Annotated in this window: 13 protein-coding genes and 1 pseudogene; 6 read left to right on the forward strand and 8 right to left on the reverse strand. The window is 69.9% G+C overall.

All coding sequences use genetic code 11. From position 1 onward, the window contains the following. Window positions 1–12 precede the first annotated feature (12 nt). Together ACFQ79_RS04910 and ACFQ79_RS04915 are read right to left on the reverse strand one after the other, a co-directional pair. Window positions 13–890: pseudogene (locus ACFQ79_RS04910) on the reverse strand (IS5 family transposase). Further along, window positions 887–1,279 (reverse strand): hypothetical protein, encoded by a 393-nt coding sequence (locus ACFQ79_RS04915; protein WP_383579518.1) that lies wholly within the window; start codon window positions 1,277–1,279, stop codon window positions 887–889. Before ACFQ79_RS04915 ends, ACFQ79_RS04910 begins: the two are co-directional and overlap by 4 nt. Window positions 1,280–1,880: 601 nt before the next feature. Here ACFQ79_RS04915 and ACFQ79_RS04920 point away from each other — a divergent pair. Next, window positions 1,881–2,996: a hypothetical protein gene (locus tag ACFQ79_RS04920; protein ID WP_383579418.1), complete on the forward strand. Its 1,116-nt coding sequence runs from the start codon at window positions 1,881–1,883 to the stop codon at window positions 2,994–2,996. Window positions 2,997–3,068: 72 nt separating this feature from the next. Here ACFQ79_RS04920 and ACFQ79_RS04925 read toward each other — a convergent pair whose 3' ends face one another. The 4 genes from ACFQ79_RS04925 to ACFQ79_RS04940 form a co-directional block, all read right to left on the reverse strand. After that, window positions 3,069–3,635, reverse strand: a complete 567-nt coding sequence (locus ACFQ79_RS04925; RefSeq protein ID WP_383579419.1) for a hypothetical protein — start codon at window positions 3,633–3,635, stop codon at window positions 3,069–3,071. Between the two features lie 426 nt (window positions 3,636–4,061). Further along, entirely contained in the window at window positions 4,062–5,114 is a 1,053-nt protein-coding gene (locus ACFQ79_RS04930) for a TerC family protein (protein ID WP_383579510.1), read from the reverse strand. Between the two features lie 150 nt (window positions 5,115–5,264). After that, entirely contained in the window at window positions 5,265–6,062 is a 798-nt protein-coding gene (locus ACFQ79_RS04935; RefSeq protein ID WP_383579420.1) for a VOC family protein, read from the reverse strand. A 346-nt stretch (window positions 6,063–6,408) separates the two neighbouring features. Next, the gene (locus tag ACFQ79_RS04940; protein ID WP_383579421.1) at window positions 6,409–7,314 is read right to left on the reverse strand and encodes a phytoene/squalene synthase family protein; all 906 of its coding nucleotides are present in this window, start codon (window positions 7,312–7,314) and stop codon (window positions 6,409–6,411) included. Window positions 7,315–7,434: 120 nt separating this feature from the next. On the opposite strand from ACFQ79_RS04940, the gene ACFQ79_RS04945 reads away from it, so the two are divergent. Both ACFQ79_RS04945 and ACFQ79_RS04950 read left to right on the forward strand, forming a co-directional pair. Then, the gene (locus ACFQ79_RS04945; protein ID WP_383579422.1) at window positions 7,435–8,031 is read left to right on the forward strand and encodes a hypothetical protein; all 597 of its coding nucleotides are present in this window, start codon (window positions 7,435–7,437) and stop codon (window positions 8,029–8,031) included. After that, window positions 8,028–9,035 carry a nucleotidyl transferase AbiEii/AbiGii toxin family protein gene (locus tag ACFQ79_RS04950; RefSeq protein ID WP_383579423.1) on the forward strand — a complete coding sequence of 336 codons (1,008 nt, stop codon included), beginning with the start codon at window positions 8,028–8,030 and terminating at the stop codon, window positions 9,033–9,035. The genes ACFQ79_RS04945 and ACFQ79_RS04950 overlap by 4 nt, the downstream gene beginning before the upstream one ends. Before the next feature lie 111 nt (window positions 9,036–9,146). Here the strand turns inward: ACFQ79_RS04950 and ACFQ79_RS04955 are convergent, their stop codons facing one another. Together ACFQ79_RS04955 and ACFQ79_RS04960 are read right to left on the reverse strand one after the other, a co-directional pair. After that, window positions 9,147–9,917 (reverse strand): class I SAM-dependent methyltransferase, encoded by a 771-nt coding sequence (locus ACFQ79_RS04955; protein ID WP_383579424.1) that lies wholly within the window; start codon window positions 9,915–9,917, stop codon window positions 9,147–9,149. 225 nt (window positions 9,918–10,142) lie between these two features. Further along, a complete protein-coding gene (locus ACFQ79_RS04960; protein ID WP_383579425.1) occupies window positions 10,143–10,823 on the reverse strand; it encodes a hypothetical protein in 681 nt (226 codons plus the stop codon). 302 nt (window positions 10,824–11,125) lie between these two features. On the opposite strand from ACFQ79_RS04960, the gene ACFQ79_RS04965 reads away from it, so the two are divergent. The 3 genes from ACFQ79_RS04965 (at window position 11,126) to ACFQ79_RS04975 (ending at window position 24,415) form a co-directional block, all read left to right on the forward strand. Continuing rightward, a complete protein-coding gene (locus ACFQ79_RS04965; protein ID WP_383579426.1) occupies window positions 11,126–19,978 on the forward strand; it encodes a SpvB/TcaC N-terminal domain-containing protein in 8,853 nt (2,950 codons plus the stop codon). Beyond that, window positions 19,978–20,553: a hypothetical protein gene (locus ACFQ79_RS04970; protein ID WP_383579427.1), complete on the forward strand. Its 576-nt coding sequence runs from the start codon at window positions 19,978–19,980 to the stop codon at window positions 20,551–20,553. The genes ACFQ79_RS04965 and ACFQ79_RS04970 overlap by 1 nt, the downstream gene beginning before the upstream one ends. Window positions 20,554–20,956: 403 nt before the next feature. Beyond that, window positions 20,957–24,415: a hypothetical protein gene (locus ACFQ79_RS04975; RefSeq protein ID WP_383579428.1), complete on the forward strand. Its 3,459-nt coding sequence runs from the start codon at window positions 20,957–20,959 to the stop codon at window positions 24,413–24,415. Window positions 24,416–24,418: the final 3 nt, after the last annotated feature.

Raw genomic sequence — 24,418 nt, forward strand, 5'->3', positions numbered from 1 at the left:
CGAGGCTCACAGTCACTCGTTGGTTGCCGCGACGAGGACGGTCGCCTCGTAGCAGACCGCGAGCTTGTCGTATCGCGTGGCGACAGCACGGTGCCTCTTGAGGCGGTTGATCCCGCGCTCCAACGCGTGGCGCTCGCGGTAGTCGACCGGGTCGAACTGCGGCGGCCAGCCACCGCGGGAGCCGAGCTTTTGGCAGTTGCGTGCCTGGTCGGTCTTGCCGGGGATGGTGCAGCGGATCCCCCGGCGGCACAGGTGGGCACGGTTCTTGCGGGAGGCGTACGCCTTGTCCGCGCGGACCCGGTTGGGGCGGACGCGTGGCCGGCCCGGACCGATGCGAGGCACGCGAACCTTCTCCAGCACAGGCTCGAACTGCGGCGAGTCGGCGCGCTGCCCAGCCGTGACCACGATCGACATGGGTCTCTGGCGCTGCTCGACAGCCAGGTGCAGCTTGGTCGTGAACCCGCCGCGCGAGCGTCCCAGTCCGTGGTCTCCAGGCTCGGTGAGCACGCCGCCCGGCGGCTCTTTCTACTGTTGGGCGCGGCAGACCGTGGAGTCGACGCTCAGGTCCCAGGTGATCGCACCCGCCACGTCGGCCGAGGAGTGGAGCCGGGTGAGGATGCGGTGCCAGGTGCCGTTGCGCTGCCACCGGCGGAACAGGTCGTAGCCCCGGTTCCATGGCCCGTACTCGACGGGGACGTCCTGCCACGGGACTCCGGTCCGGACCCGGAACCGTAAGCCGTCGATCAGTCGCCGCCGAGGCCAGACAGGCGACCGCCCCGCCTTCGTCCCCCTCGGCAACAACGGCTCCAACACCACCCCTGCTCGTCCGTGAGATCTCCCCGACCCCCAAGGCCGTGTTTCGGAAGGGGGTCACCTTCCCATCGGCTCAGCTGAGGTGCCGTCGGACGAAAGGCGCCGTTCCCAAGACGAATACAGTGAAGGCGACCAGTCGTTGGAGGCCGGGCTGAGCGGCGAGGTTGCTGTGCTGGATGCCGTAGATCGCGTACCCGTTGGCGGCGAGGTCGGTCGTCATGATGACGCAGACGAGCTCCACCCCTCGGCGTTTGCCGCTGATCAGAAGCGCAGCTGCGAGCAGGTCGAGGAACGCCAGGGAGGACCAGTAGAAGTTGAGCCACCTCGGAGCCCAGTCGTAAGCCTGTAGGCCATGGTGAAGAAGGTCGGTGACATGGGCGACGGCGCCAACGAGGAGCAGGCCGGCTGCAGTGGCGCACACCACTATCACCACCCAGTGCGGGGTGCGGTGCATCCAAGCGATCACGTCTCGGATCGTCCCAGCCGCTGACGCGTCCCGTCAGCCAGTTGACGGAGGATGATCTCCCTTCGTGAAACGTGGAGATCTGGCCGATGCGCAGTGGGCCCTGCTGAAGCCGTTGTTGCCGACGGGCAAGAGGCCGTGACGTCCTCCGGCACGGGCTCAGCGGCAGCTGAGCAACGACGGCACACGACGGCGGACACGGACCGGGGCGCCGTGGCGGGGTGGGTGCCAGAGCGGTACGGCCCGCCCATGCGGATCCCCAGGCACATCGTCTGGGACCGGGCAGGCCCCGTACCCGCCCCGACCCGGTCGCCTACGTCACGAACCACTTCGTCCTGCTGTCACAGCGGAACAAGGGAGCTGTCTCCGCGCTCCTTGAGGCGCTGCAACGGCCTGGTTCAGCGTGATGCCGACGGCGTTGAGGCCGAGAGCGGGCAGCAGTGAGCGGACAGCCGCTCACGGGTGGCGCCCGGGTCATCGACGACGAGGGCGGTGAGGTCCTCAAGACGAGCGGGGACACCGAACCCCGCACGTTCGTGGGCCCTTCTCTACGCGTCGGCGACAGCCGGCCGTTCCCCTGCTCGGTACCGGCGACGCGCCGGTCGTGCCCGTCCTGACGGACACCGCGGTCAGCGCCGAGAAGCTGACCACGGCAGAGGGCTACATCGCATACGGGGAACCGCGGTTGCCGGGAGACGGCAGCACCATGCTGGTCCGCACCGGTGCGGCAGGCGGTCGGCTGGCCCTGGTGGAGACCGAAGGCGTCAACGGCGTGGTGTCCGAAGTGTCGTACAGGGCCAGGACCCCACCTTCCAAGGACCAGCTCCTCGCCGTCAACGGCTCGGAGACCCTCATGGCGGACGTGTCAGACGAATCCCGGATCACGGTCCGCCGACTCCCCTCGCTGGAAGTGGTCTCCGCCTTCACCGCGGCGCGCCGCGACGCCAAGGGCGGTCGCCAGGGGGAGAACGAGCCCGTCGCGCTCGACTTCCAGGCCGATGGCCGGCTCGTGACGCTCTCCGGCCCCGTGGTCGAGCACTGGGACACCGGCACCGGACGCCGGCTGAACCCGCCGAGAGACCTCGGCGATCTCCGGCTGACGTCCCGCGCCGAGCCCGTGTACGGAGTCGGTGAGCATCGCATCCCAGGAGTGATCGCGGTGTACGTTCATGGGGAACCACACCTCCATGCGGTCGCCCCGGGGACTGGCCGTGAGCGCAGGGACCAGCTCATCACGCTCGGCGACGACCTGCTCGCCGTCGCCTTCCTCAAGGACAGGCGGTACCTCTCCTTACTCACGACGGGCCGCATCGTAGAACTGTGGTCCGCAGAGCCGGGACACCGGGCGCGACGGGCGCTGGGCCCCCTCGGGCCCCTGGAACCAGGGGAGTTCACGGTCGGGAATCCGGCAGGCGCCGACTTCGTCGTGGCCTACGACAGTACCGCCGTCTTCCTCAAGGCGGACGATCCCTCCTATCGGGACACGTACAAGTTCAGTGGCCAACAGGGCTTCGTCGCCACCACGGACGGAACGTCCTTCCTCGGCACCCCCGCGCTGGAACGCACGGCGATCGGGTTCACGAGGTCCGCCCTGACGCCCACCCGCCTCGACCCCGCACTGTGGAAGCGGCACATCTGCAAGGTCCTCGGCCGCGGCCTCACCGACGACGAACGCAACGCCCTCCCGGGGCCGTTGCCGGCCACCGTCTGTGTCCGCTGAGCCGGCGCGGTGCGCGGTGTACGCCTGGACCGGGAGGGGTGCGGAGGGTGCCCGCTCATTCAGGTCAGGACGTCAGGACATCGACGCCAGGAGTCCGATCTCCGGCGCCAGGGCACCCGGCTGGGCGAGCGAGCGGAAGTCGGCCTCGACGGCGGCGAGATCGAGCACGCCCGCGCGGACGGCCCGGAATCGCACGGCGGACCAGACGAACACGTCGAGATCGTCGAAGCCCGTGCCCTCCTCGAGTACCTCCTCCTCGTGGAACCACACAGCGACACGGCCGTCGGTGCGCATCACGTACAGGCTGCCCCCGCCGTCGGCGCCCAGGGACCACACGTCGTCGTCGCCGAGTTCCGTGGTGTAGTCGCTGTCCAGGACGGAACAGCCGTTGGCCGCGAAGTCGAAGGCGTACGACCAGTCGAAGACATCGAGGCACTGCCTCATGTCTCCCGAGCGCACCTTGCGGTCGAACACGGCCAGCGTCGTGGCCGCGTTCCGCGGGAGCCGGGTGAGGAACGGCTCGACCGGGCGGGTCGAGGCAGGCACCTCAACCGGCGGCGCGTCCGGGAACCAGCGCGCCAGGTCGTCGTCCAGACCCCACTCCACGTACCCGGCCAGTTGCTCGACAGAAAGAGTCATGCGGTCAGGGTATTCAGGGGGTACGACATCCTGGACGGCCGACCGCCCCGTCATGTCTTCTCTCTGTCGGCCGACGGGTGCTGCGCGTCGGGCACGCACTTCGTGCAGGTCGGGTTGTGGCAGGGGCCCGACTTCCACTGGGGAATGAAGACTCCCATCGTTTTGTGCCTCGTGATCTGCGCGGTCACGGGCTCTTGGCAGGCGGGGCAGACATGTCCGGCCTGCGGTGTCGACGCATGCTCGCCTCTGCTCATATGCATAGAATAAGATACTTTGCCCTAAAATGGCGAAGATTTTACGAGGATGGGGTTCCGGTGACGCCACCGGCCTGAGCGCCGCCCGATCCAGGGCTGCCCGATACAGGGCTGCCGCACGACAGGGCCCACATTCACCTTCAGAGCCACGGGTCATTCGGGCTGCGCCAGGTCACCCGGACTGCGGCGGGTCGCCCGTTTCCGCGTCCGCCCGCGTCGGCGCACGCTCACCGACCGCGCCCCGGGAATCGCCGCCCTCGCCTTCCGCGGGTTCGGCCTCCTCATGGTTCGACGGGCGCGGATACCGGACACTCAGCGCAACGGACACCGCCAGGATCGTGGCGATGACCGCCAGGCTGACCGGTGACGGGATCTCCGGAATGCTGCTGCTGAACATCTTGTGGGAGGCCTGGAGAATCAGTTTCACGCCGATGAAGGAGAGGATCAGCGCGAGGCCCTTGCTCAGATAGTGGAACCGGTCGAGAAGGCCCGACAGGAGGAAATACAAGGCCCTCAGACCGAGAATCGCGAACGCGTTGCTGGTGTAGACGATGAAGGCGTCGTCACTCACCGCCAGGACGGCCGGCACGCTGTCCACGGCGAAGACCAGGTCCGCCGCCTCGATCGCCGCGACCACCGCGAGCAGCGGCGTGGCCACCCTCTTCCCGGCCTCCCGGACGAAGAACTTCATCCCGTAGTACTCGTCCCGGACGGGCACGATCTTGCGGAGCAGCCTCACGGCGATGCTCTTGCCCGGGTCGAAGTCGCCCTCTTCGCCCTTGAGGATCTTGTAGGTGCTGTAGAAGAGAACGGCCGCGAAGGCGAACAGCACCGCCGTGAACCGGCTGACGACCGCCACTCCGGCCGCCAGGAAGATGCCCCGGAACACCAGCGCGCCCATGACGCCGAAGAACAGCACGCGATGCTGATAGGCGCGCGGCACCTTGAAGTAGGCGAAGATCAGCGCGAAGACGAACAGGTTGTCGACCGACAGGCTCTTCTCGAGCAACCACGCGGTCGTGTACTCCACGCCCGGCGCCGTCCCCAGGACCAGGAAGACGACCGCACCGAAGAGGAGGGCGAGGCCCACCCAGACGCCGCTCCAGGCCGCGGCCTCCTTGAAGCCGATGACATGGGCCTCCCGGTGCGCCAACAGGTCCACGGCCAGCGACACGATGACAGTGACGGCGAACGCCACCCACAGCCAGGACGGCACGTCGAGCATGGGGGACCCCTCACACGAGCAGGGGAAACCTTTCTTTACAAAGTTTGACGCAAAATTTCCCATTTGTCTTCTATGCCCATGTACTGCGGTCGTCCCGAGCCGTCGCCCCGCGGAGACGAAGGCGACGGCCGAAGGCCTTGCGGGGTGGCGTCAGGACGGCTGTTCCGGGCTCCTGGCGGTGATCACTGAGAACGCGCCGCCTTGTGGATCCGCGAGCACGGCCATGCGGCCCGCCGCCATGTCGAACGCCGGGGCCAGGACAGTGCCGCCCGCCCGAACGGCGGCGGCTTGGATGTCGTCGACGCTGTCCACGTGGAAGTAGGGCTGCCAGTGCGAGGGCACCCCCGGCGGCATCTGGCTCATGTCCATCATCCCGCCCACCGCGCGCCCGCCGACCTTGAACTCGACGTAGCCCTCGGCGTTGGGCATCTCGGAGCGGGCCGTGGTCACCGGGAGGACGGCGGAGTAGAACGCAGACGCCGCCGGGATGTCGCTCGTGGTCAGCTCGTTCCAGATCAGAGCGCCGTGTTCGTTGACGATGCCGGCACCGGCGAAGGTGCCGGGCTGCCACAGACCGATCACAGCGCCGGTCGGGTCGGCGATCAGAGCCATCCTGCCGAGGTCCATGACGTCCATCGGACCCATCATGACCGTGCCGTGGGCGCCGGTGACGGCGCTGATGGTGGCGCTGATGTCATCTGTGGACAGGTACGTGGTCCACACGGTCGGCGGCAGCGGGTCGGGAACGGTCCCGTCCTGGTTCATCGCCTTCATGATCCCGGCGACAGGCTTGCCCTTGAGAGTGCAGACGGAATATCCGCCCTGTTCCGCCGGGCCGATCTCGCCCTGCCAGCCGAAGAGGTCGCTGTAGAAGTCGATGGCCGCCTGCTGGTCAGGGACCATCAGGTCGATCCAGCACGGGGTGCCCGGGCTGTAGGTACCGTTCATGTCGGGCATAGGAGCCTCCGGGATGCCGATCGAAATGAGATGAGCTGCCCCATCCACGTGGCATGTATCTATAGCTCGACAGAAGCCGGAATCCCAGCTCATCCGGATTCGACGGCGACAAGTGAATCCCAAACGGTCTATCCGGGAACGCGGAGCCCGACGAGTTCCTCCGGGATCGCCCTTTCCGAAAACGCCACAGGGTCGGCGGGCGTGGATTCCGCAGGCCGTCGGCAGGACGTCCTGCTTCCTCGCACGTATCAGGGCCTCGTCCGCGAGGTCGTCGCATACCGGGACCTCGCCGAGCCGCGGAAGAGCGCGACGACGCCGGGTGCGAGGTCCGGTCTGATCAGAAGGACACGCTGCGGCTCCGAACCCTCCTTGTCGCCTCCCGCAGGAGCAGCAGCGCTGCGGCCGGCGCCGAGGGGCCCGAAGTACGGGTCGCCAGGGAGGCGCCCGCGCGGCGTACGGCGTCGAGGCGGAGGCGTTGAACGCCCACGAGGGCGCGGACGAAGGGACGGTACGGCGGCGCCACCAGGCTCGGGAGCGGGGTGGCGGCCGTGAGGTCGGCGGCGGCGCGTTCGGCCTCCTCGTCGACGAGCAGGCCGAGTGCCAGGCCGGGCAGGGTGAGGTCCGCGCCGTGGCGCGCCACGGCGTCCAGGGGGACACCGGGGCGGCCGGCACGTACGTCCTCGGCCAGGTCCTCCAGGAAGTCGATGCGCTGCATGGCGCGGATGAGGAGGTGGCAGCCCTCGGTGAACGCCGTCCGTGTGGCTGCGTCCTCGGGGGCGAGAAGGCCGGCCGTGAGCATCAGGGCGGGCAGCGAGTACTCCCGTACGTACTGCCCCAGTTCCTCGTCGTCGGCGATGGTCCGCCAGGCGACCTCGCGCTCGCATCCCCGCAGGAACTCGTCCACGTGGGCGCGCGTCTCGGGGTGGCTCTCGGCGGTGCGGGCGAGGCAGCGCAGGACCGGCAGGGCGGAGTCGCCGTCGGCGAGGGCCTTGCGTACCAGGCCGTCCCACTCGGCGAGCGCGGCCGCCCGCTCGTCCGGTGTGCCGCGGTCGATCCGGTCGTCGGTGTCGTGCATGAACGCGACAGCGGCCACGACGTGCGGGAGCAGCGTGGCGGGGAGCAGGATCCGCGCCGCCGCGTACTCGGCCGTCGCGAACCGCCGTACCGCCCGCCGCTGCTCGGTGTAGTCCCGCCGCAGCCGCGGTTCCCTCACCCCGGCCCGGTCGAGGGCCCGCTTCCACATGCCAGTCTCCCGTCGACGTCGGCTGTGAGCTTACGGCTCCGGGGGCGGAATCCCGGAGGCGCCCCCGGGCGCTGGTCTGCCAGACTCGCGGTGATACGCACGGTGTTCCTGGGGTGGGGGATGAACGAGGTCCACGACGTCTTCGAGACGCATGTGACGGTGCGGTGCCGGAGCGAGGACGAGCTGACCAGCCTCGGTGCCTGGGCTGCGGAGCGGGCTCTGAAGGTCACCACCATCGTCCTCGCGCGCGGCCGCACGCCGGTACAGCCGATGCTCACCCTGCGGGGCCGCACGGGTCATCCGGCCGTGGTGTCCGAACTGCGCGCGGCCGGTTTCGAGCCGGCGCGGGTCAAGGTGGAGACGGTGCCGTGGAGCACGGAGCCCGCGGGTCCCGGCGGGGGCTACTTCGAGCACCACGTCAAGCTGGTGCTGCCCGCCGCGTACGACCGGGCGGCGCTCGAGGCCCTCGTCGTGCCGCACGGCGCCCACGTGTCGTGGAACGCGCGCCGGGCGCTGCCGGGGCCGGGTGGGCGACACGAGCGCTTCGTGACCCAGCGGCACAGGGGACCCGCGGACGCGGCGGGGTACGCCTGCGACGCGCTCGTCGACGCGTTGCTCACCGCCGGGCACGAACTGCTGGCGGAAGAGCGGGAGTTCGTGGTCTCCGACAGCGATCTGTCGTGGGACGAGGGTTGGTTGGAGGAGATGCCTGTATGAACGAGAACCAGTGGGCGCCGTCGATCCCTGACGGGCCCGACAGTCTCACCGAGCCCGTCGCCGACCGTGTGCGCCGCAGGAGCGAGTCTCCGCAGACCCTGACGGCGGGAGTCGGCGACGTGCCCGCGCGGCACCGGGTCTTCGACCCCGCGCTCAAGCACTTCGACGAGGCGTTCCGTCCCGCCGACGGGGTCGTCGAGGACCCGGAGCTGCGGGCCCGCTGGCGGACGGCCCGGCGCGCGGCGCTGGAACTCGTTCTCGCGGCCGTGGCCGCGTCGCCGTGGGCCGACTCCCTCGTGCTGCGCGGCAGCATGCTGATGGGGGCCTGGTTCGGCGACTGCGCCCGCGCCCCGAAGGACATCGACTTCGTCGTCGTCCCCGAGACCTGGCGCATCGAGGAGCCCCGGACCCGGGTGATGCTGGACGGCATCGCCGCGGCGGCCGAGCACCTCGCCGCGGAGCGCGGGACGGACCTGGCGATCTCGGCGGCCGGGGCGGTGTCCGAGTACATCTGGACGTACGAGCGGGTGCCCGGTCATCGTCTGGTCCTGCCGTGGACCGCCCCCGGGCTGCCCGGCGGACAGGTCCAGCTCGACTTCGTCTTCAACGAGCGCCTCCCGACCCCTCCCCGCCCCACCGAGGTCGCGGGCGTCCGCCTGACCGCGGCGGATCGGGAGTCCTCCTTGGCCTGGAAGCTCATGTGGCTGAGCTGCGACACGTACCCGCAGGCCAAGGACCTGTACGACGCGGTCCTCCTCGCCGAGAGCTGTACCCTGCCCCTCGCCCTCCTGGAGACGGTGCTGCGCGAGGCGGACGAGTGGCCGGGCCGTCCCGACGAGCCGCTGAACCTGGCGATGTTCGAGGACGCCGTCCGCGGGGTCGACTGGACGGGCTTCGACGACGCCCACCCGGACACCGAGACCGCTCGCCGCGACCTCGGCACCCGCCTGTTGGCTGCCCTGGCTCCGGTGGTGGGGGCGCCCCGAACCGTCGGCCGAGAGTAGATCTGTGAATGATCACGGTTCACGGTTCACGGGTGTCGGGCGTGCGCGGCGCAGTTCGTGATCCCTGGGCGCAGCGCGGTGGTCGTCGATGGGCGGGGCCATCGCGCAGGATCAGGCCTCGGTGCGTGCGACCAGAAGGTCGACGTCGTAGGTCTCCTCGATGACCCCGTCGGGGAAGACCCGCAGCAAGTGCTCGCGTTCCTCCGCGAAGTAGGCGGCGCGGCGTTCCTCGGTGTCGATGAGGAACATCGAGTGGCTGCCGAGGTTCGCCAGGTGGGTGTCGAGGGGGACGTGCCGGGTCCAGCGCAACGTGCGGGCGGTGAGGCCGAGGCGGTCTTCGGGATCGGCCACGCCTGCATGTGTACCGAGCCTCTCGTCCGCCTTGACGTCGAGGCCGAAGTGCGCGGCTCGGCGGGCGCCCGCCTCGGCGATCCAGGGCACGTCCGCGGGGCTCACGTTCCACCACAACGCGATCGCACCGCCGGGGCGCAGCACACGCCGTGCCTCTGGGATGGAGCGGGAGGGATCGGTCCAGTGCCACGACTGGGCGTAGGTGAGGAGGTCGACGGAGGCGGTAGCGAGAGGGAGGTGGTTGCCGTCGCCCCTGACGAGCGGCACGTCGGGATGCGCACGGCGGAGCTCGGCCGCCATGCCGTATCCGGGTTCCACGGCGATGACGTCGGAGCCTCGGGCGAGCAGCAGGCCGGTCGCCTTGCCCGTACCGGCGCCGATGTCCGCGACGCGGGCGCCGCGCAGGGAGCGGCCTGAGAGTTCCTCGACCGCATCGAGGAGAGCGGGCGGGTACGAGGGGCGATGGGCCGCGTACTGGGCCGCGGCCGTGTTGAAGGAGTGTGCGCGCGTGGTGTGGTCGGGAGCCGTCATGAGGTCATCGTGCCCAGAACGGTTGCCGCTGTGCGGGGGTTCTTCGGAGCCGGCGGCAACCGCGCTCCCCCTGCTTGCCGACCGCCTCGCCGGGCGGCCGACAGGTCGACGGGAAACCGTGCGCTGCCCGATCGGTGACCCAGGCCGAGGGGTCTCCGGCTCCACGGGGCCGGCCGCGTCCTCGGCGGGAGTTCCGCCCGGGGTACGCGGCGCCCCGGCAGGAACTCAGGAGGTGGGCCGGTCCAGCTGCTGCTTCAGCCGGACCTCGGTCACGCTCACGTGCCGCGGTACTCCGAACGCCCGGACCATGACGCCGTGACCGATGTCGGTGACCTCCAGGGCCAGGCGGTCGGCTCCCACGCGCAGGTCGAGCCTCGCCACAGGCCTGCCCGCGAAGTTCGGCATGCGATGGATCCGTGCTCCGGGGTACCTCAGGATCGTCAGCCTGTCCCGCATCTGCTCATACGTGCCCGTCTCCGTTCCGGAGAACGCCTTGCCGATCCGAACCTGGTGCCTCTGGGCGGCGCACTCCTCCCACGGGGTCAGCGGCAGGGGATCCACCAGGACGGGCATGGTGGTGTCGGGGGTCGCTGCCGATGTGACGTGGCGGGCGGCGGTGAAGACCCTCGGCTCGCAGCTCTGCGCGATGAGGTCGGCCAACTCCAGGAACCGTGCCTCGGCCTCGGCTGCTCTCGGCACGAGGGTGACCGCCCGGGCGGTTCGCACGGCGACGACACGGGGGGCCACGTGGACGACAGGGGTGCGAGCCCAGACGGAGGAAGTGACGGCGGGCGCGGAGGCGTGGGGGGTGGCGGCGTAGGCGCTCTGCGTGCCGGCGGCGGCCAGAAGGACGGCGCTGCCGACTGCGGCGGTGATCAGGGGCCTCGAGAAGGGAATCGATCGCATGTCCGTAGCCTGCGGGCCCGCGGACACCGGCCGCCTGAGTAGTCGTACTCATTCCGCCCGAGCACCGACTCATACGGATCATCTCCTGCGGGACCTCGCGAGCGCGTACCAGACCCCCGTAGCGGGATCGTTACGACGCGGGCCGCCCTTGTCCAGAAAGCCTGTACGAACGACCCGGCCGGCAATCTACCGTTCGGTAATGCAGGGGGCGGGGGTCGTCGGACGATCCGTGCTTCGGGGACGTCCGGCGGTACGGGGGCTCTTTGATGACTGTCCAGCACTTGGTCCGCAGTCGGACGGGCGTGACCATCCTCCTGGCCGTGGTGCTCACCATGTCCGGGCTGACCTCGCCCCAGTTGCTCCGCAGCGCCGCCGCGACGGTGCCGGACGCCGGGTCGGCGGTCACCGGGCCTGAGGGGCCGGAGGGCACGTCGTTCAACCCGAACCAGATCAAGGACATCAAGGCGGCCGACCCCGGATCCGGCGTGAACCTGATCGGGGCGCCCTCGGCGAACAACAGCGGTGACGCGCGGCTCTCGTACCCGGTGGAGGTGCCGAAGGGCCGTGCGGGCCTGGAGCCGGGTCTGGCCATCGCGTACAACTCGTCGGGGACGAACGGGTGGCTCGGCGTCGGGTGGGATCTCGCCACTCCGACGGTCACGGTCGACACGCGGTGGGGTGTGCCGCGCTACGACGCCGGCCTCGAGACCGAGACCTACCTGCTCAACGGCGAGCAACTGACCCCGGTGGCGCACCGGAGCGCGTTACGGGCGCGCACCTCGGAGAAGGTCTTCCACTCCCGGGTGGAGGGCTCGTTCGACCGGATCGTGCGCCACGGCGACAGCCCCGCGAACTACTGGTGGGAGGTCACCGACAAGCAGGGCGTCCGGACGCTGTTCGGCGGTACGGCCGACAGCACACTGGCCGACGGCAAGGGGCGCGTCGCGACCTGGGCGGCGCGGGAGGTCCGCGACGGCCACGACAACGTCATGCGCTACCGGTACGCCAAGGTGGCCGACGGCGGCACGGCGGGCTCCACGGTGCCGGGCAGCGAGCTGTACCCGCAGAAGATCACGTACACCGGCCGCGGCGACACCGACGGCAGGTACTCGGTGACGTTCGTCCGGGACCGCGAGCGTGGCGAGGCCCGTCGTCCGGACGTGCGGATCGACGCCACGTACGGGTTCAAGAGGGTCACCGCCGACCTGCTGCGGCGCGTCGAGGTCAAGCTGGACGACCAGCTGATCCGCGCCTACGAACTGAACTACCGGACCGGCGCGTTCGCCAAGACCCTGCTCACCTCGGTGTCGCAGTTCGGCGAGAGCAACCAGCTGTTCAACACCCACACCTTCGACTACTTCGACGACGTGCGCGACCAGTCGGGCGACTACAACGCCTTCGCCGACGCGGCGGGTTGGTCGGTGCCGGACGACGACCTCGGGGTGAACATCCGCGAAGGCGAGGCCAGCGCGATCTCGGCGAGCACGTCGGTCGGCTTCGGCGCGCACCTGTTCGCGGGCTACAACGTTCAGGGGCTGACGACCAAGGAGGGGTCCGTCGGCCTGAAGGTCGGGTTCAGCGCGGGCCAGAACGACGGCCTGTCGGCGCTGGCCGATGTGAACGGCGACAACCTGCCGGACAAGGTGTTCCGCAAGAACAAGGACGTGTTCTACCGGCCGAACCTGGCCGCACCGGGCGGTGAGCCGAAGTTCGGCGACACGCCGATCAAGCTCACCGATCTCCCGGGCATCTCGACCGAGCGCACGCTGTCCGGCACCATCGGCATCGAGTCGTACGTCCTCACCACCTCGGCCCAGCTGGACTTCGTGGGCACCACGACCACCTCGGACCGGTTCTTCAGCGACGTCAACGGCGACGGCATCGCCGACCTGGTGAACAACGGCGGCGTGCTGTTCGGGTACCTGGACGCCAACGGGCAGCCCGCCTACAGCGCGGACTCCGGCCGCACCCCGGTGCCGGTCGGCGGCGGCGAGGTGACCGGCCAGATCGTCGGCGACCAGACCGCGCAGTTCAACCAGCAGGTCGACAACTCGCCCCTCCTCGACACGGTGCGGCGCTGGGTCGCGCCGTTCGACGGCAACGTCCGCGTGGACGGCAGCGTGCAGCTGACCCAGGACCCCTCCCCCGCCCGTGCGGCGTACACCAAGGCCGACGGCGTGCGGGTCACCATCCAGCACAAGGACGCCGAACTCTGGGCGCAGCGCATCGGCCCCGACGACCACAGCCAGTTCACTCCGGGCAACGTGGCGTCGATTCCGGTGAAGAAGGGCGACGCGCTCTACTTCCGCACCCAGTCCGTCCTGGACGGCACGTACGACACCGTGGCGTGGGACCCGGCGATCACCTACACCGACCTGCCGGCGGGTACGGACGCGAACGGCCTGGCGAACACCGTGTTCCGCGCGTCGTCCGACTTCACCTACGGCGGCAGGCCGTCGCTGGTGACCGTGCCGGTGAACGGCACGCTGCGGCTGACCGGTGACGTGGTCAAGTCCAAGGCGACCTCGGACGACGTGACCGTCGTCATCGAGAAGGGCAACGGCGTCCACCCCGGTGCGGAGGTGTTCCGCAAGGTACTGCCGGCCGCCTCGACCGGCACGTCCACGATCGACCTGAGCATTCCCGTCAGGACGTTCGAGAAGATGTCGTGGAAGCTGAAGACCGACTCCCCGATCGACGCCTCCGCGGTGAGCTGGGCGCCGAAGGCGCACTACACGGCCGCGCAGGGGGTCGAGTCGGTCGTCGACGCCAAGGGCGATCCCACGCTGGTGATCAACCCGCCCTACGACATGGCGATGTTCCCGGCGGACACGCTCACCGCGCCCCAGCAGTCCTACAAGGCGACCAGGACCGGCCAGTTGAAGGTGCGGCCGAAGCTCTCCTTCGACTTCAACCTCCTCGGTGATGCGAAGATCGCGCTCACCGTGAAGAAGCGCGGCGGACAGCTGCTCGGCAAACGCATCTTCCAAGCCAAGGACACCTCCCCCTTCGGCGGCCCGAACCTGGACCTGACCGTTCCGGTCACCACCGGCGACGAGCTCTACATCGACTACTCCACGACGGAGACCGGACTGCTCGGACTGCTCGTCGGGCAGTCCGCTTCGGTCACCTACGACGTGACCTCGAGCTGGCCGACCTTCGCCCCGGCGCCCAGCGCCATGCACGCCTCCGTCGGGCAGGGAGCCTTCGCCCAGCCCTACCGCGGCTGGGGTGTGATCGGCTACCAGGGCAACCGCGACCGTGCCGCGCAGCCGCTCAAGCAGGCCGAACTCATGCTGGACCAGAGCTTCAAGGACGCGCTTCCCAAGGAGCCCAAGGAAGCGGACGTCGCGCCTTTCACCGCGAATCCCCGGCTCACCATGCCGCGGCTGGCGGTGTTCGCCCCCGTTCCGGCCAAGGGCGGCTGGGCCGCTCAGGACGAGTCCTCGTGGGTCACGTCCGCGATCGCGACCAGTTCCCGCCTCGGCGCGGACACCATCGACATCGTCACCGACGCCGACGTGGCGGGCGACCGGGCGGTGATGCGCCGCGGCGTCACCGGCCAGGTGTCGGCCACCCTCGCGGCGGGCCCGTTCGGCGGCACCGCGGTCGGCGGGATCACCGCGGGCTCCGTCGACTACCTCGACCTCAACGGCGACGGCTACCCCGACGTCGTCGGCGCCAAGGAGATCCAGTTCTCCGACATGACCGGCGCGCTCGGCGCCACACGAGGCACCCTCGGCGGCAACGTCCGCGAGGCGGACAACGTCTCCGGCAACGTGTCGTACTCCGCGGGCAGCGAGTCCGCCACCATCGCCAGCGCGCGAGGCATGGCCGCCCCCGACGCCGGCACGAGCGCCAACACCGCCACCACCGGCGCGGTCCAGCCGTCGCTCGGCATCGGCGGCAGCCTCGGCGGCGGTGAGTCCGACGTCCACGTCGACCTGATCGACATCAACGGGGACGGGCTGCCGGACAAGGTGTTCGGCAACGGAGACGCGCAGCTGAACCTCGGCTACTCCTTCGCCGCACGCGAACGCTGGTCGGCCGGGCCGATCAACGACGCGTCCACCCGCAACGTCGGCGTCAACCTCGGGTTCAACGTCGACCGCTACGGCTTCGCCGGCGGCGTCTCCGCCGAGCTGGGAACCTCGTTCACCAACGCGAGCATGACGGACGTCAACGGCGACGGCCTCACCGACCGGGTCTTCACCGACGGAGCCAACGCGATCAAGGTCGCGGTCAACACCGGCACCGGCTTCACCGCACCCACCCCCTTCCGCGGCAGCTTCCCCGAGATCGCCGTCGACAAGAACGCCAGTCTCGGCGGGGGCGTCTACTTCACCGTCGGCCTGCCCACTCCCGTCGGCGTCTTCGTCTTCAACCCCGGAGCCAACGCGTCCACCGGCATCAGCCGGGCCGAGACCAGCCTGCGTGACGTCAACGGCGACGGTCGCGCCGACCACGTGAGGTCGACCCGGGACAACGAGCTCCTCGTCGCCGTGAACAAGACCGGTCGCACCAACCTGCTGCGCTCCGTCAGCCGGCCGATGGGCGCCCGTATCGACCTGGACTACAGCCGGACGGGCAACACCGCCGCCATGCCGGAGAGCCGCTGGGTGCTGTCCCGCACCTCGGTGTTCGACGGGCTCGCGGGTGACGGTGCCGACACGCGGCTGACCACCTTCCGCTACGAGCAGGGCCGCTACGACCGGCTGGAGCGCGAGTTCCTCGGCTTCGGCCGCGTGGTGACCGAGGACCGCGACCCCGGTGCGGACGACGCCGTTCGCCGCTCGGTGACCGACGAGTACCGCACCGACGGATACGTGGGCCGGGGCCTGCTCACCCGTACGCTGACCGAGGACGGCGCCGGCCGCCCGTACCGCGAGACGCTCAACACCTACCGGCTGCTCGACACCTCCACGGGCGAGGCAGCCGACCCGAAGAGCCGGACCGCCACCGTCTTCCCGCAGCTCATCCGCATCGAGAGCAAGTCCTACGAAGGCGAGGCCGCCGGAGGCAGGTCCAGCTTCACCGACCTCTCCTACGACGAGTACGGCAACGTCACCCGCGCCCTCGACGTGGGTGACGAGGGCGCCGCGGACGATCTGGAGACCCTCTACGCGTACAGCGGATCCGACACCCGGTGCCGGGACCGGCACCTCGTCGGCACCGCCGACGCGATACGGCAGAAGGCCGCGGCCACCGGCACGCTCCTCCGGCACCGCGAAGCCACTGTCGACTGCGCGACCGGCGCGGTGAGCCAGGTACGCGAGTACCTCGACGACGACACCCCGGCCGTCTCCGACCTGACGTACCACCCGGACGGCAACCTCAAGTCGGCGACCGGTCCGGCCAACGCGAAGGGGCAGCGCTACAAGCTGGAGTACGGATACGACACCACCGTCGGCGTCCACGTCGAGTCCGTCGAGGACAGCTTCGGCTACCGCTCCTCCACGACGTACAACCTCAAGTACGGCCGGCCCGAGCGGAACACCGACCACAACGGCCAGCCGGTCCGGATGTCCTACGACGGCGCCGGACGGCTCGAGAAGGTGACCGGGCCGTACGAGAAGGACGGCGACCGGGCAACGATCACCTTCGGCTACCACCCCGAGGCCACCGTCCCGTACGCCACGACCAAGCACCTCGACCGTGCCGCCTCAGGCGTACGCGACGACACCATCGACACCGTCACCTTCACCGACGGTCTCCAGCGGGTCCTGCAGACCAAGAAGGACGCCTCGGTGTCCACCTCGCCCGGGACCACGCCCACCCAGGTGATGACGGTCTCGGGACGGCTGAGGTTCGACCACCTCGGCCGCGCCGTCGAGAAGTACTATCCGGTGACCGAGGACAAGGGAGCGGCCAACACCACGTTCAACGCCTCCTTCGACTCGGTGGCACCCACGAAGGAGACCTTCGACGTCCTGGACCGCTCGGTCAGGACCGTGCAACCGGACGGCGTCACCACCAGCACCGTCTACGGCTTCGGAGAGGACCGGGCGGGCACGACCCGCTTCGAGCGGACGGTGACCGACGGCAACGGCAAGAAGCTCCGCACCTACACCGACGTCCGGGGCGCCACCACCTCGGTGAAGGAGTTCAACGGCTCCTCGGAGATCTGGACCGGCTACGCGTACGACCCCATGGGTCAGGTCACGACGGTCACCGACGACAAGAACAACGTCACGCGCGCCGGCTACGACGCGCTGGGACGCCGTGTCTCGTTCGACAGCCCCGACGCCGGGCGTTCCGAGACCCGCTACGACCTCGCCGGGAACGTCACGTCGAAGATCACCGCGAACCTGCGGGCAGCGGCGAAGGCCGTCGAGTACGACTACGAGTACTCGCGGCTGAAGGCCATCCGCTACCCGACGTTCCCGGGGAACGACGTCTCCTACGAGTACGGAGCCCCCGGCGCACCGGACAACGCGGCCTCGCGCGTCACCGAGGTCCACGACGCGGCGGGAACGGTGAAGCGCGCCTACGGGGCGCTGGGCGAGGTGATCGAGGAGACCCGCACGATCACCGCGGTCCGCGACGCCCCGCGCACCTACACCACCGCCTGGCGCTACGACGCGTTGAACCGTGTGCTGCAGATGACCTATCCCGACGGCGAGGTCCTGACCTACGACTACGACTCGGGCGGCCAGGTCAGCCGGGCCACCGGATCCAAGAGCGGCACCGGCTACACGTACCTGGACCGGGTCGACTACGACAAGTTCGGGCAGAAGATCCTCCAGCAGACCGGCAACGGGGTCCGCACGACCTTCGCCTACGACACCGAGGACCGCCGGCTCGGAACGCTGAAGTCCGTGGCGCCGGGCGGAACCGCCTTCCAGAACCTCGGCTACACGTACGACCGGATCGGCAACATCACCTCACTGGCGAACAACGCGCCGCAGGGCGGGGACATCGGCGGTCCGAGCAGCCAGACCTACGGGTACGACGACCAGTACCGGCTCACCTCCGCGTCCGGCCGGTACACGGACAAGAACAGCGCGGTCAACACGTACACGCTGAGCCTGGGCTACGACTCGATCCACAACACGACGAGCAAGTCGCAGACCCACGAGGTCACCGGCGGCACCCCTGCCTTCCCGGCCTCATCGGGCGGCGGAGCCGGGCCGATCGAACCGGTCGAGGACCCGTCCAACCCGAGCGACGTCCAGGACCGGACCACCTACGACTACACGTACGCATACGACGGAGCCGGGCCGCATGCCCCGACCAAAGTCGGTCCGATCGACCATGCCTACGACGCCAACGGCAACCTGACGAGCACGATCAACACGGCCGTCGCCGACAAGCGCCGGCAGTACGTGTGGGACGAGGAGAACCGCCTCGTCTGCAACCAGGACACCGCGACCGGAACCCTCACGCAGGACCCGAGCGGCTGTGCCGGCGCCACCGTCTCGTACGTCTACGACGACAAGGGCGACCGCCTCGTCAAGCGGAGCGACGACGGACTCTCGCTGTACCCGAACCGCTACTACAGCGAACGTGACACCACCGGCTACAAACACGTCTTCGTCGGCGACAGCCGCGTGACGACCAAAGCCGTCGAGACCAGCGGTCCCGAGGACGCCCAGCAGTTCTTCCACGCCGACCACATCGGCTCCTCCGGCTATGTCACCGACAAGCAGGGCAAGGTCACCGAGCACCTGGAGTACTTCCCGTACGGGGAGACCTGGGTCGAGGAGCGGACCGGACAGGCGGACACGCCCTACCAGTTCACCGGCAAGGAACTCGACGCGGAGACCGGTCTCTACTACTACGGAGCCCGCTACTACAACCCGCGCACCCAGCTCTGGGCGAGCGCCGACCCGGTGCTCGCCGACTACCTCGACGGGGGCATGGCGGGCGGCATCGCCGAGCCGCGCAACCTCGCCGCCTACACCTACGCCCACAACAACCCGGTCAAGCTCATCGACCCGACCGGCAAGTGGCCGAAGATGCCGTCCTGGAAGACGATCGGCCACACCACCCTCGACGTCGTCGGCATGGTCCCGGTCGTCGGCGAGGTCGGCGACCTGGCCAACGCGGGCTGGTACGCCGCGGAAGGCGACTACGTCAACGCCGGCCTCTCCGCCGCGTCGGCCATCCCGGGCGCGGGCTACGCGGCCAACGCGGCCAAGTACGGCAACAAGGCACTCGACGCCGCGCAGGCCGCCAAGACCGCCAACAATGCCGCCGACGCGGCGACGACGGCCAAAGCGGCCGACACCGCACCCGTACCGAAGGCGGCGGACAGCCCTCCCGCACCGAAACCGGCGGACAGCGGGGCGGGGAACGGGGCGGGGAGCTGCGGCACGGGCAACAGCTTCACCGCGGACACCCCGATCGTGATGGCCGACGGCAGCCACAAGGCCATAGAACAGGTACGCGTCGGCGACAAGGTCACCGCCACCGACCCGGCGACCGGCGAGAACGGGCCGCGCACGGTCACCGCGCTGATCACCGGCGAGGGCGAGAAGAACCTGGTCGAGATCACCGTCGCCACCCCGGGCGCCGATGAGGGCAAGGTCGTCGCGACGGACAACCACCCGTTCTGGGCGCCCGAACTCGGCACGTGGCTCTACGCCAAGGAAATACTCCCCGGCACACTCCTGCAGACCGGCAACGGCTCCTACATCCAGGTTCGCGCGGTGCGCGCGTGGACCCAGCACCAGCGGGTCCACAACCTCACGGTCGATGACCTGCACACGTACTACGTGCTGGCGGGGAACACACCGGTCCTCGTTCACAACTGCGGCGATGCTCTTTACGATCGATCGCGCGAGCTCTACGCAACGCGGTCCGACGAGGCATCGACCGTTGCGGTTGCCAATGTTCAGAACGTGAATACGGGGCGATCGGAAACATGGGTCGCGACTGAACGCACGGGGCTCCCCAATGAATGGAAGGGCGGCAATGCGCCGCTGAGCGGCGAACGCTACATCTCCGGGCCGGGTCATGCCGAGGCCACGATCATGAATAAGCTGGGGAGCGACTGGGAGATCATCGGGATGGCTTCGTCAACTAGGATGTGCCCGGCATGCTTCGGGCAAGCGACAGATCTGGGCCTCACACCCAGCTCCATCGGCAAGGGCAACGGAGTGTCGAGTACAGGAAACACGCCATGGCGAGTGGTTCTAGGGGGCGGCGACTGATGGACATGTGGAGCCTGGCCGGAGGATTGGCTCTCGCAAGGATGCGGCCCGTCCTTGAGCTTGCCGGGGCCGAGACCTCGCGCCTGGCAGAGATCGATGACATCGTCGCCGGCTGCAGCGCTCCGCACGTTCCCAGCGGTACCGAGAAGATCGACTCGCTGAGGAACTGGCGAAGCGAGATCGGTGCCCTGGAGGACTCGTCCACCCCGTCCTATTTCCAGTCGACAGCCGCTGGAGTGGCGATCCTGGTGGCCTCGAAGGAGCTTCCTGATGCTGATCGTGGATGGAGGATCACGTCAAGCATCGGGAATTTCTGGGATTCCTGCGATGACTTGCTGCAGGCTGGCGACGGATACTCCAGGGCGGAGTTTCAGGGAATCAAGACGACCCTTCGCGGAGTTGAAGACATGTGGCGCGAGGGAGATTTCCACCTGCTGACCGGTGAGGGGGTCGATGTCGCGAAAGCCTACGCCGAACGCCTGTCACGAATTCGCTACAGCTATCCGAAACGCCGGGACATTGCACGGGTCGTGGCGGAATGTGGACAGTGGGACATTCTGGGCACTTCCCTCTGATCCCAGCCCCGGATACCGGAAGGCCCCTTGGTCAAGCAGCGCAAGGATTCTGAGGCGCTCGGGGTGGTGTGCGTCGGTCCTGGAGCATGTGCACGGCTGGACGCTCGTCGTCGTGCCGGCGGTGTTCGTCGGAGGTGTTCACGCTGCTCTCCGGGGCGGGGCCGCTCGGGCTTCGGTATGCCCCGGCGTGCGGCGCGGACTCTCGGTCTCCCGTCGAGGCTTCTCCCGGCGCAGGCCCTTCCACGCTCCGGTCCCCTGAATCCTCTCAAGAGCCGGTGTAGTACCAGAAGTCCAAAGAGAGGGGGATGTCGCCGACTTCCTCCTGCGCGGGCGTCTCCGGTGCCACTATGTGTTCTCAACCGGCGCGGACCGCTCCGCCGGTCGTGCGCGAGGGGGAGAGACGATGGCGGATGCGCCGGCCGCGCCGTTGGACGTCGGAACGTTACTCGTGGGGCCGCGGCTGCCGATGGGCGACCGGCCGTCGGCCCGCCAAGCGCTGCTGTCGACCGCGCAGCCCGCGCTCGCGTACCTGCGCGAGAGGGTCGCCGCCGAGGACGTGGCGACCCTCCGTCTCGTACGGGACGAGCCGACCCAGGTCCACACCCTCATGACGCCCCGCGCAGCGGCGCGGACCACCGTCCCGGCCCTGGCGGACCATCCGCCCTTCCGCCCGGCGAGGGACGCCGAGCCCGGGGTCGTCCAGGCACTGCGCGCCTCCGCCGCGCTCGGACTCGCCCTCGTCGACGACCTGGACGGTGCCGCGGCGCAGCTGGGCGCCGGCCTTCGCTGGCTCGGCAACTCCTGGGCCCATCTGCCGGAACCCGGCGCGCCGTTGGACGGCCTCCTCAGCTCCGTACCGTCCGGCCGAGCCGGGCACCCGGCACGGATCCGACGCCTGCTCGAAGGCCTCGGGCCGCAGGACCGGGACATGGCGCTGCCCCTGCTGCTGTGGTTGCTGACCCTCGACGGCGCACTGCCCAAGCCCCGGCCCGTGGCATCGGCGAGCGTGCTGTTCGACGGCGGGAACACCGGGGTGCGCGGCGCACTCAGCGTGGCGGAGCTGGCGGAGGGACCGCCCGCGCTCGTCCCGGACCCCCGCACCATGTCGGGCTTCCGGGCCGACGAGATGTTCCACACCTCCCTGCGACACGCCTGGACCGCGGCGGGCGGCGGTGTCCGGGGAACCCTCCTCTGGTCGCTCACCGACGACGAGGGCGTCACCGCGATGGTCACCGACCCCTCGTTGGGCTGTGCCTTCGCCGTACTCCTGGACGAAGCGGGGCGACCGCCGGGCGGACTCGTCCAGCGCCGCCTCGGGGCCGTCTGGCGGATCAACCCCCGGACCGCCCTGATCGGCGCGCTCGACGGGAGCACGGAGGGCCGGCTGACCTCGGTGGGCGGCTACGAGAAGAAGCTCCGCGTCGTCGACAACGGCCAGACCGTCGTCCTCCCCGACGAGGACCGGATGCGGGCTCTGGAGGTCTGGGAGGGCGACCGCTCGGCCCAGTTGAAACCCGTCCGCACCGTCGCGCAGGCGGCGAAGGCCGCCCGCATCGTGGACATGCCGGCTCTCCTGCGATCCCTCCGGCCGGTCATCGGGGTCCTGATCGCGCTGGCCCTCATCGGCGGTGTGCTGGCGGGCGGGCTGTACCTCAACGGCCGGCAGAAGGCACGGGAGGCGCTCGCCGCCGGCCTCGTCGCCAAGGCGTTGACGCGGCGCAGCACCGAACCGAGGCTGGCGGGGCTGCTCGCGCTGGCCGGGAAGCGGATCGACTCCGGAACCCCCAACGCCGAGCAGGCCATGCGGGACGTCCTGGAGGCCAACTCCGGTCTCCGGCTGTCCTGGAAGGCCAGCCCCGGCAGCGTCGACAGCATCGCCGTGGACGACCAGCGGGACCGGGTGTACACGACCGGGGACGACCCGTACCTCAAGTCCTGGGACCTGCGGACCGGAAAGCTGCTGGGGGTCGTGCCTGGCGAGGTCGGCGGGCTGGTGTTCGGCCCGAAGAGCGGCATGCTCGCCGCCCACGGGAAGAACGGGAGCCTCCTGTACTCGGCCCAGGGCCGCGTGCCCAAGCTGCTCGGAACCCTCCCCAAGCCCACCTGCGCGGGCCCGGACGCGTACCCGGTGGCGACCGCGTTCACCGAGGGCGGGAGCCGGTTGGTCGAGGTGCGCAACGACGGGACGATCGCCCAGTACGACCTGCTCACGCGCGAGCAGTCCGCCTGCGACAGGGCGGGCCCTGGCGGTGACCCGCGGAGGCGGTGGAGCGTGGTCGACGCGGCCGTGGCGACGAGCCCGTGGGTCTCGGGGCAGCTTCCGGCCGAGGAGAGGGCCGTGCTGCTCCTCGACGACAACCGGGTGGTCTCGGTCGGCCTGGACAGCCGCAAGGTCCAGTCCGAGATCGAAAGCGAGGACATCCCGGGCAGGGCCACCGCCATCGGGGCCGACGACGATCTCGTGGTGCTGGCCACCCCGGGCGGAGTGCTGGCGTGGGACCGGGTGAGGAAGCGTCAACTCGACTATCCCGTCGGCGGACTGGCCGACGCCCCGAAGGTTCTCATCGGGCACAGCGGGAGCGTCGTCATCGCGGGCGACGAGGGCGCCGCGCTGATCCCCCTGGGCACCGGCGGCGACGCGGCGACCAGCCGGGGCCTCGAACGGCCGCGCGGAGGGGCGACGGGGGCGGCCGCGGTCGGGGAGCACTTCACCGTGGTCACGGCCGGCCGTGACGGCCGGGTCGGCGTGCTCGACCGCCGTCCCGGGCCGCTCGGGCTGCTCCCCGGAGAGGCGTCGAGCACCGCCACCTTCGACGCGGACGGGTCGCTGCTGCTCACGAGCGTCAGCGGAGAGCTCTCCTACGGCCTCCAGCGGATCGACGCGGACCCGCTCGCCTACCAGCGGAACCCGGCGATGGCCGAGTACCCGGTTCTGAAGGAGTATCCGGCATCCGGCCACTACATCAACGACGCGGCCTCCTCCTCCGCGTTCGTGGCCGCCGCCGGTCAGTTCAAGGGGGCCTCGAACATCGTCGTGTGGAAGCGGGACGGAACCTGGCTGCGGGACCTCCGCCCCCCGGACGCCGACCGGGGCACCAGTGCCCACCGCATCGCCGTCGGCGTCGGGTTCGTACCGGGCGAGGAGCTGCTCGTGGCCCGGCACGTCGACGGACCCCTGTACCTGTGGTCCACCCGCACCTGGAAGCCGCTGGGCACCGTCGCGCTCGGTGCGAGCGAGGGGCTCGGGTTCACCCTGCACGAGAGCCGGCCGCTCGCCCTCGCCCTGGAGCGGCCCGGATCAGCCGACGCCCGCCTCGTCCTCGTGGACCTCGTCACCCGCACCACCCGGGCGGTCGACACCCCCCGGGTCCACCGGTTCGCCTGGAGCCTGGACGGGAAGCGTGTGGCCCTCCTCGGCCTGGACAACACCGTGCGGTTCCTCGACGCCGACCTGCGCGCGACCGGGAAGCCGCTGCGCCTCAGCGGCGCCGTGACCGGACCGTCGTCGATCGCCCTGTCGCCCGACGGTGCACGGGTCGCGGTCGGGTACGGCGACCGGGTGACCGTGCGGGACACCGGCACCGGCGACACCCTCCTGCCCGAACTCCGGGTCTCCGGGACGGACCGGATCATTCATCTGCGCTGGTCCCCGGACGGCGAGGTGCTGGCCGGGATCACCCGGTCGTCCGTGGGCAGGGAGGGCGACCGGCCCGCCGGCCCGGTGGAGCTCTGGCGGGTGGGCTCCATCGACTGGGGCGAGGTGCTGTGTCGTTGGACCGGCTCCGGGCTCACGGAAGAAGAGTGGAACGAGTTCGTCAGTCACGACGAGCCGTACGTCGATCTGTGCGCCGAGAAGAAGTGAGGC

Origin of the sequence: Streptomyces sp. NPDC056480 (genome assembly GCF_042795405.1) — a bacterium.
Lineage (GTDB): Bacteria > Actinomycetota > Actinomycetes > Streptomycetales > Streptomycetaceae > Streptomyces.

Excerpts from the sequence above, each read along its gene's own strand:
- ACFQ79_RS04970 (WP_383579427.1), top strand. The coding sequence starts at position 19,978 with ATGGACATGTGGAGCCTGGCCGGAGGATTGGCTCTCGCAAGGATGCGG.
- ACFQ79_RS04945 (WP_383579422.1), top strand. The coding sequence starts at position 7,435 with ATGAACGAGGTCCACGACGTCTTCGAGACGCATGTGACGGTGCGGTGC.
- ACFQ79_RS04925 (WP_383579419.1), bottom strand. The coding sequence starts at position 3,635 with ATGACTCTTTCTGTCGAGCAACTGGCCGGGTACGTGGAGTGGGGTCTG.
- ACFQ79_RS04930 (WP_383579510.1), bottom strand. The coding sequence starts at position 5,114 with ATGCTCGACGTGCCGTCCTGGCTGTGGGTGGCGTTCGCCGTCACTGTC.
- ACFQ79_RS04935 (WP_383579420.1), bottom strand. The coding sequence starts at position 6,062 with ATGAACGGTACCTACAGCCCGGGCACCCCGTGCTGGATCGACCTGATG.
- ACFQ79_RS04955 (WP_383579424.1), bottom strand. The coding sequence starts at position 9,917 with ATGACGGCTCCCGACCACACCACGCGCGCACACTCCTTCAACACGGCC.
- ACFQ79_RS04940 (WP_383579421.1), bottom strand. The coding sequence starts at position 7,314 with ATGTGGAAGCGGGCCCTCGACCGGGCCGGGGTGAGGGAACCGCGGCTG.
- ACFQ79_RS04950 (WP_383579423.1), top strand. The coding sequence starts at position 8,028 with ATGAACGAGAACCAGTGGGCGCCGTCGATCCCTGACGGGCCCGACAGT.
- ACFQ79_RS04975 (WP_383579428.1), top strand. The coding sequence starts at position 20,957 with ATGGCGGATGCGCCGGCCGCGCCGTTGGACGTCGGAACGTTACTCGTG.
- ACFQ79_RS04960 (WP_383579425.1), bottom strand. The coding sequence starts at position 10,823 with ATGCGATCGATTCCCTTCTCGAGGCCCCTGATCACCGCCGCAGTCGGC.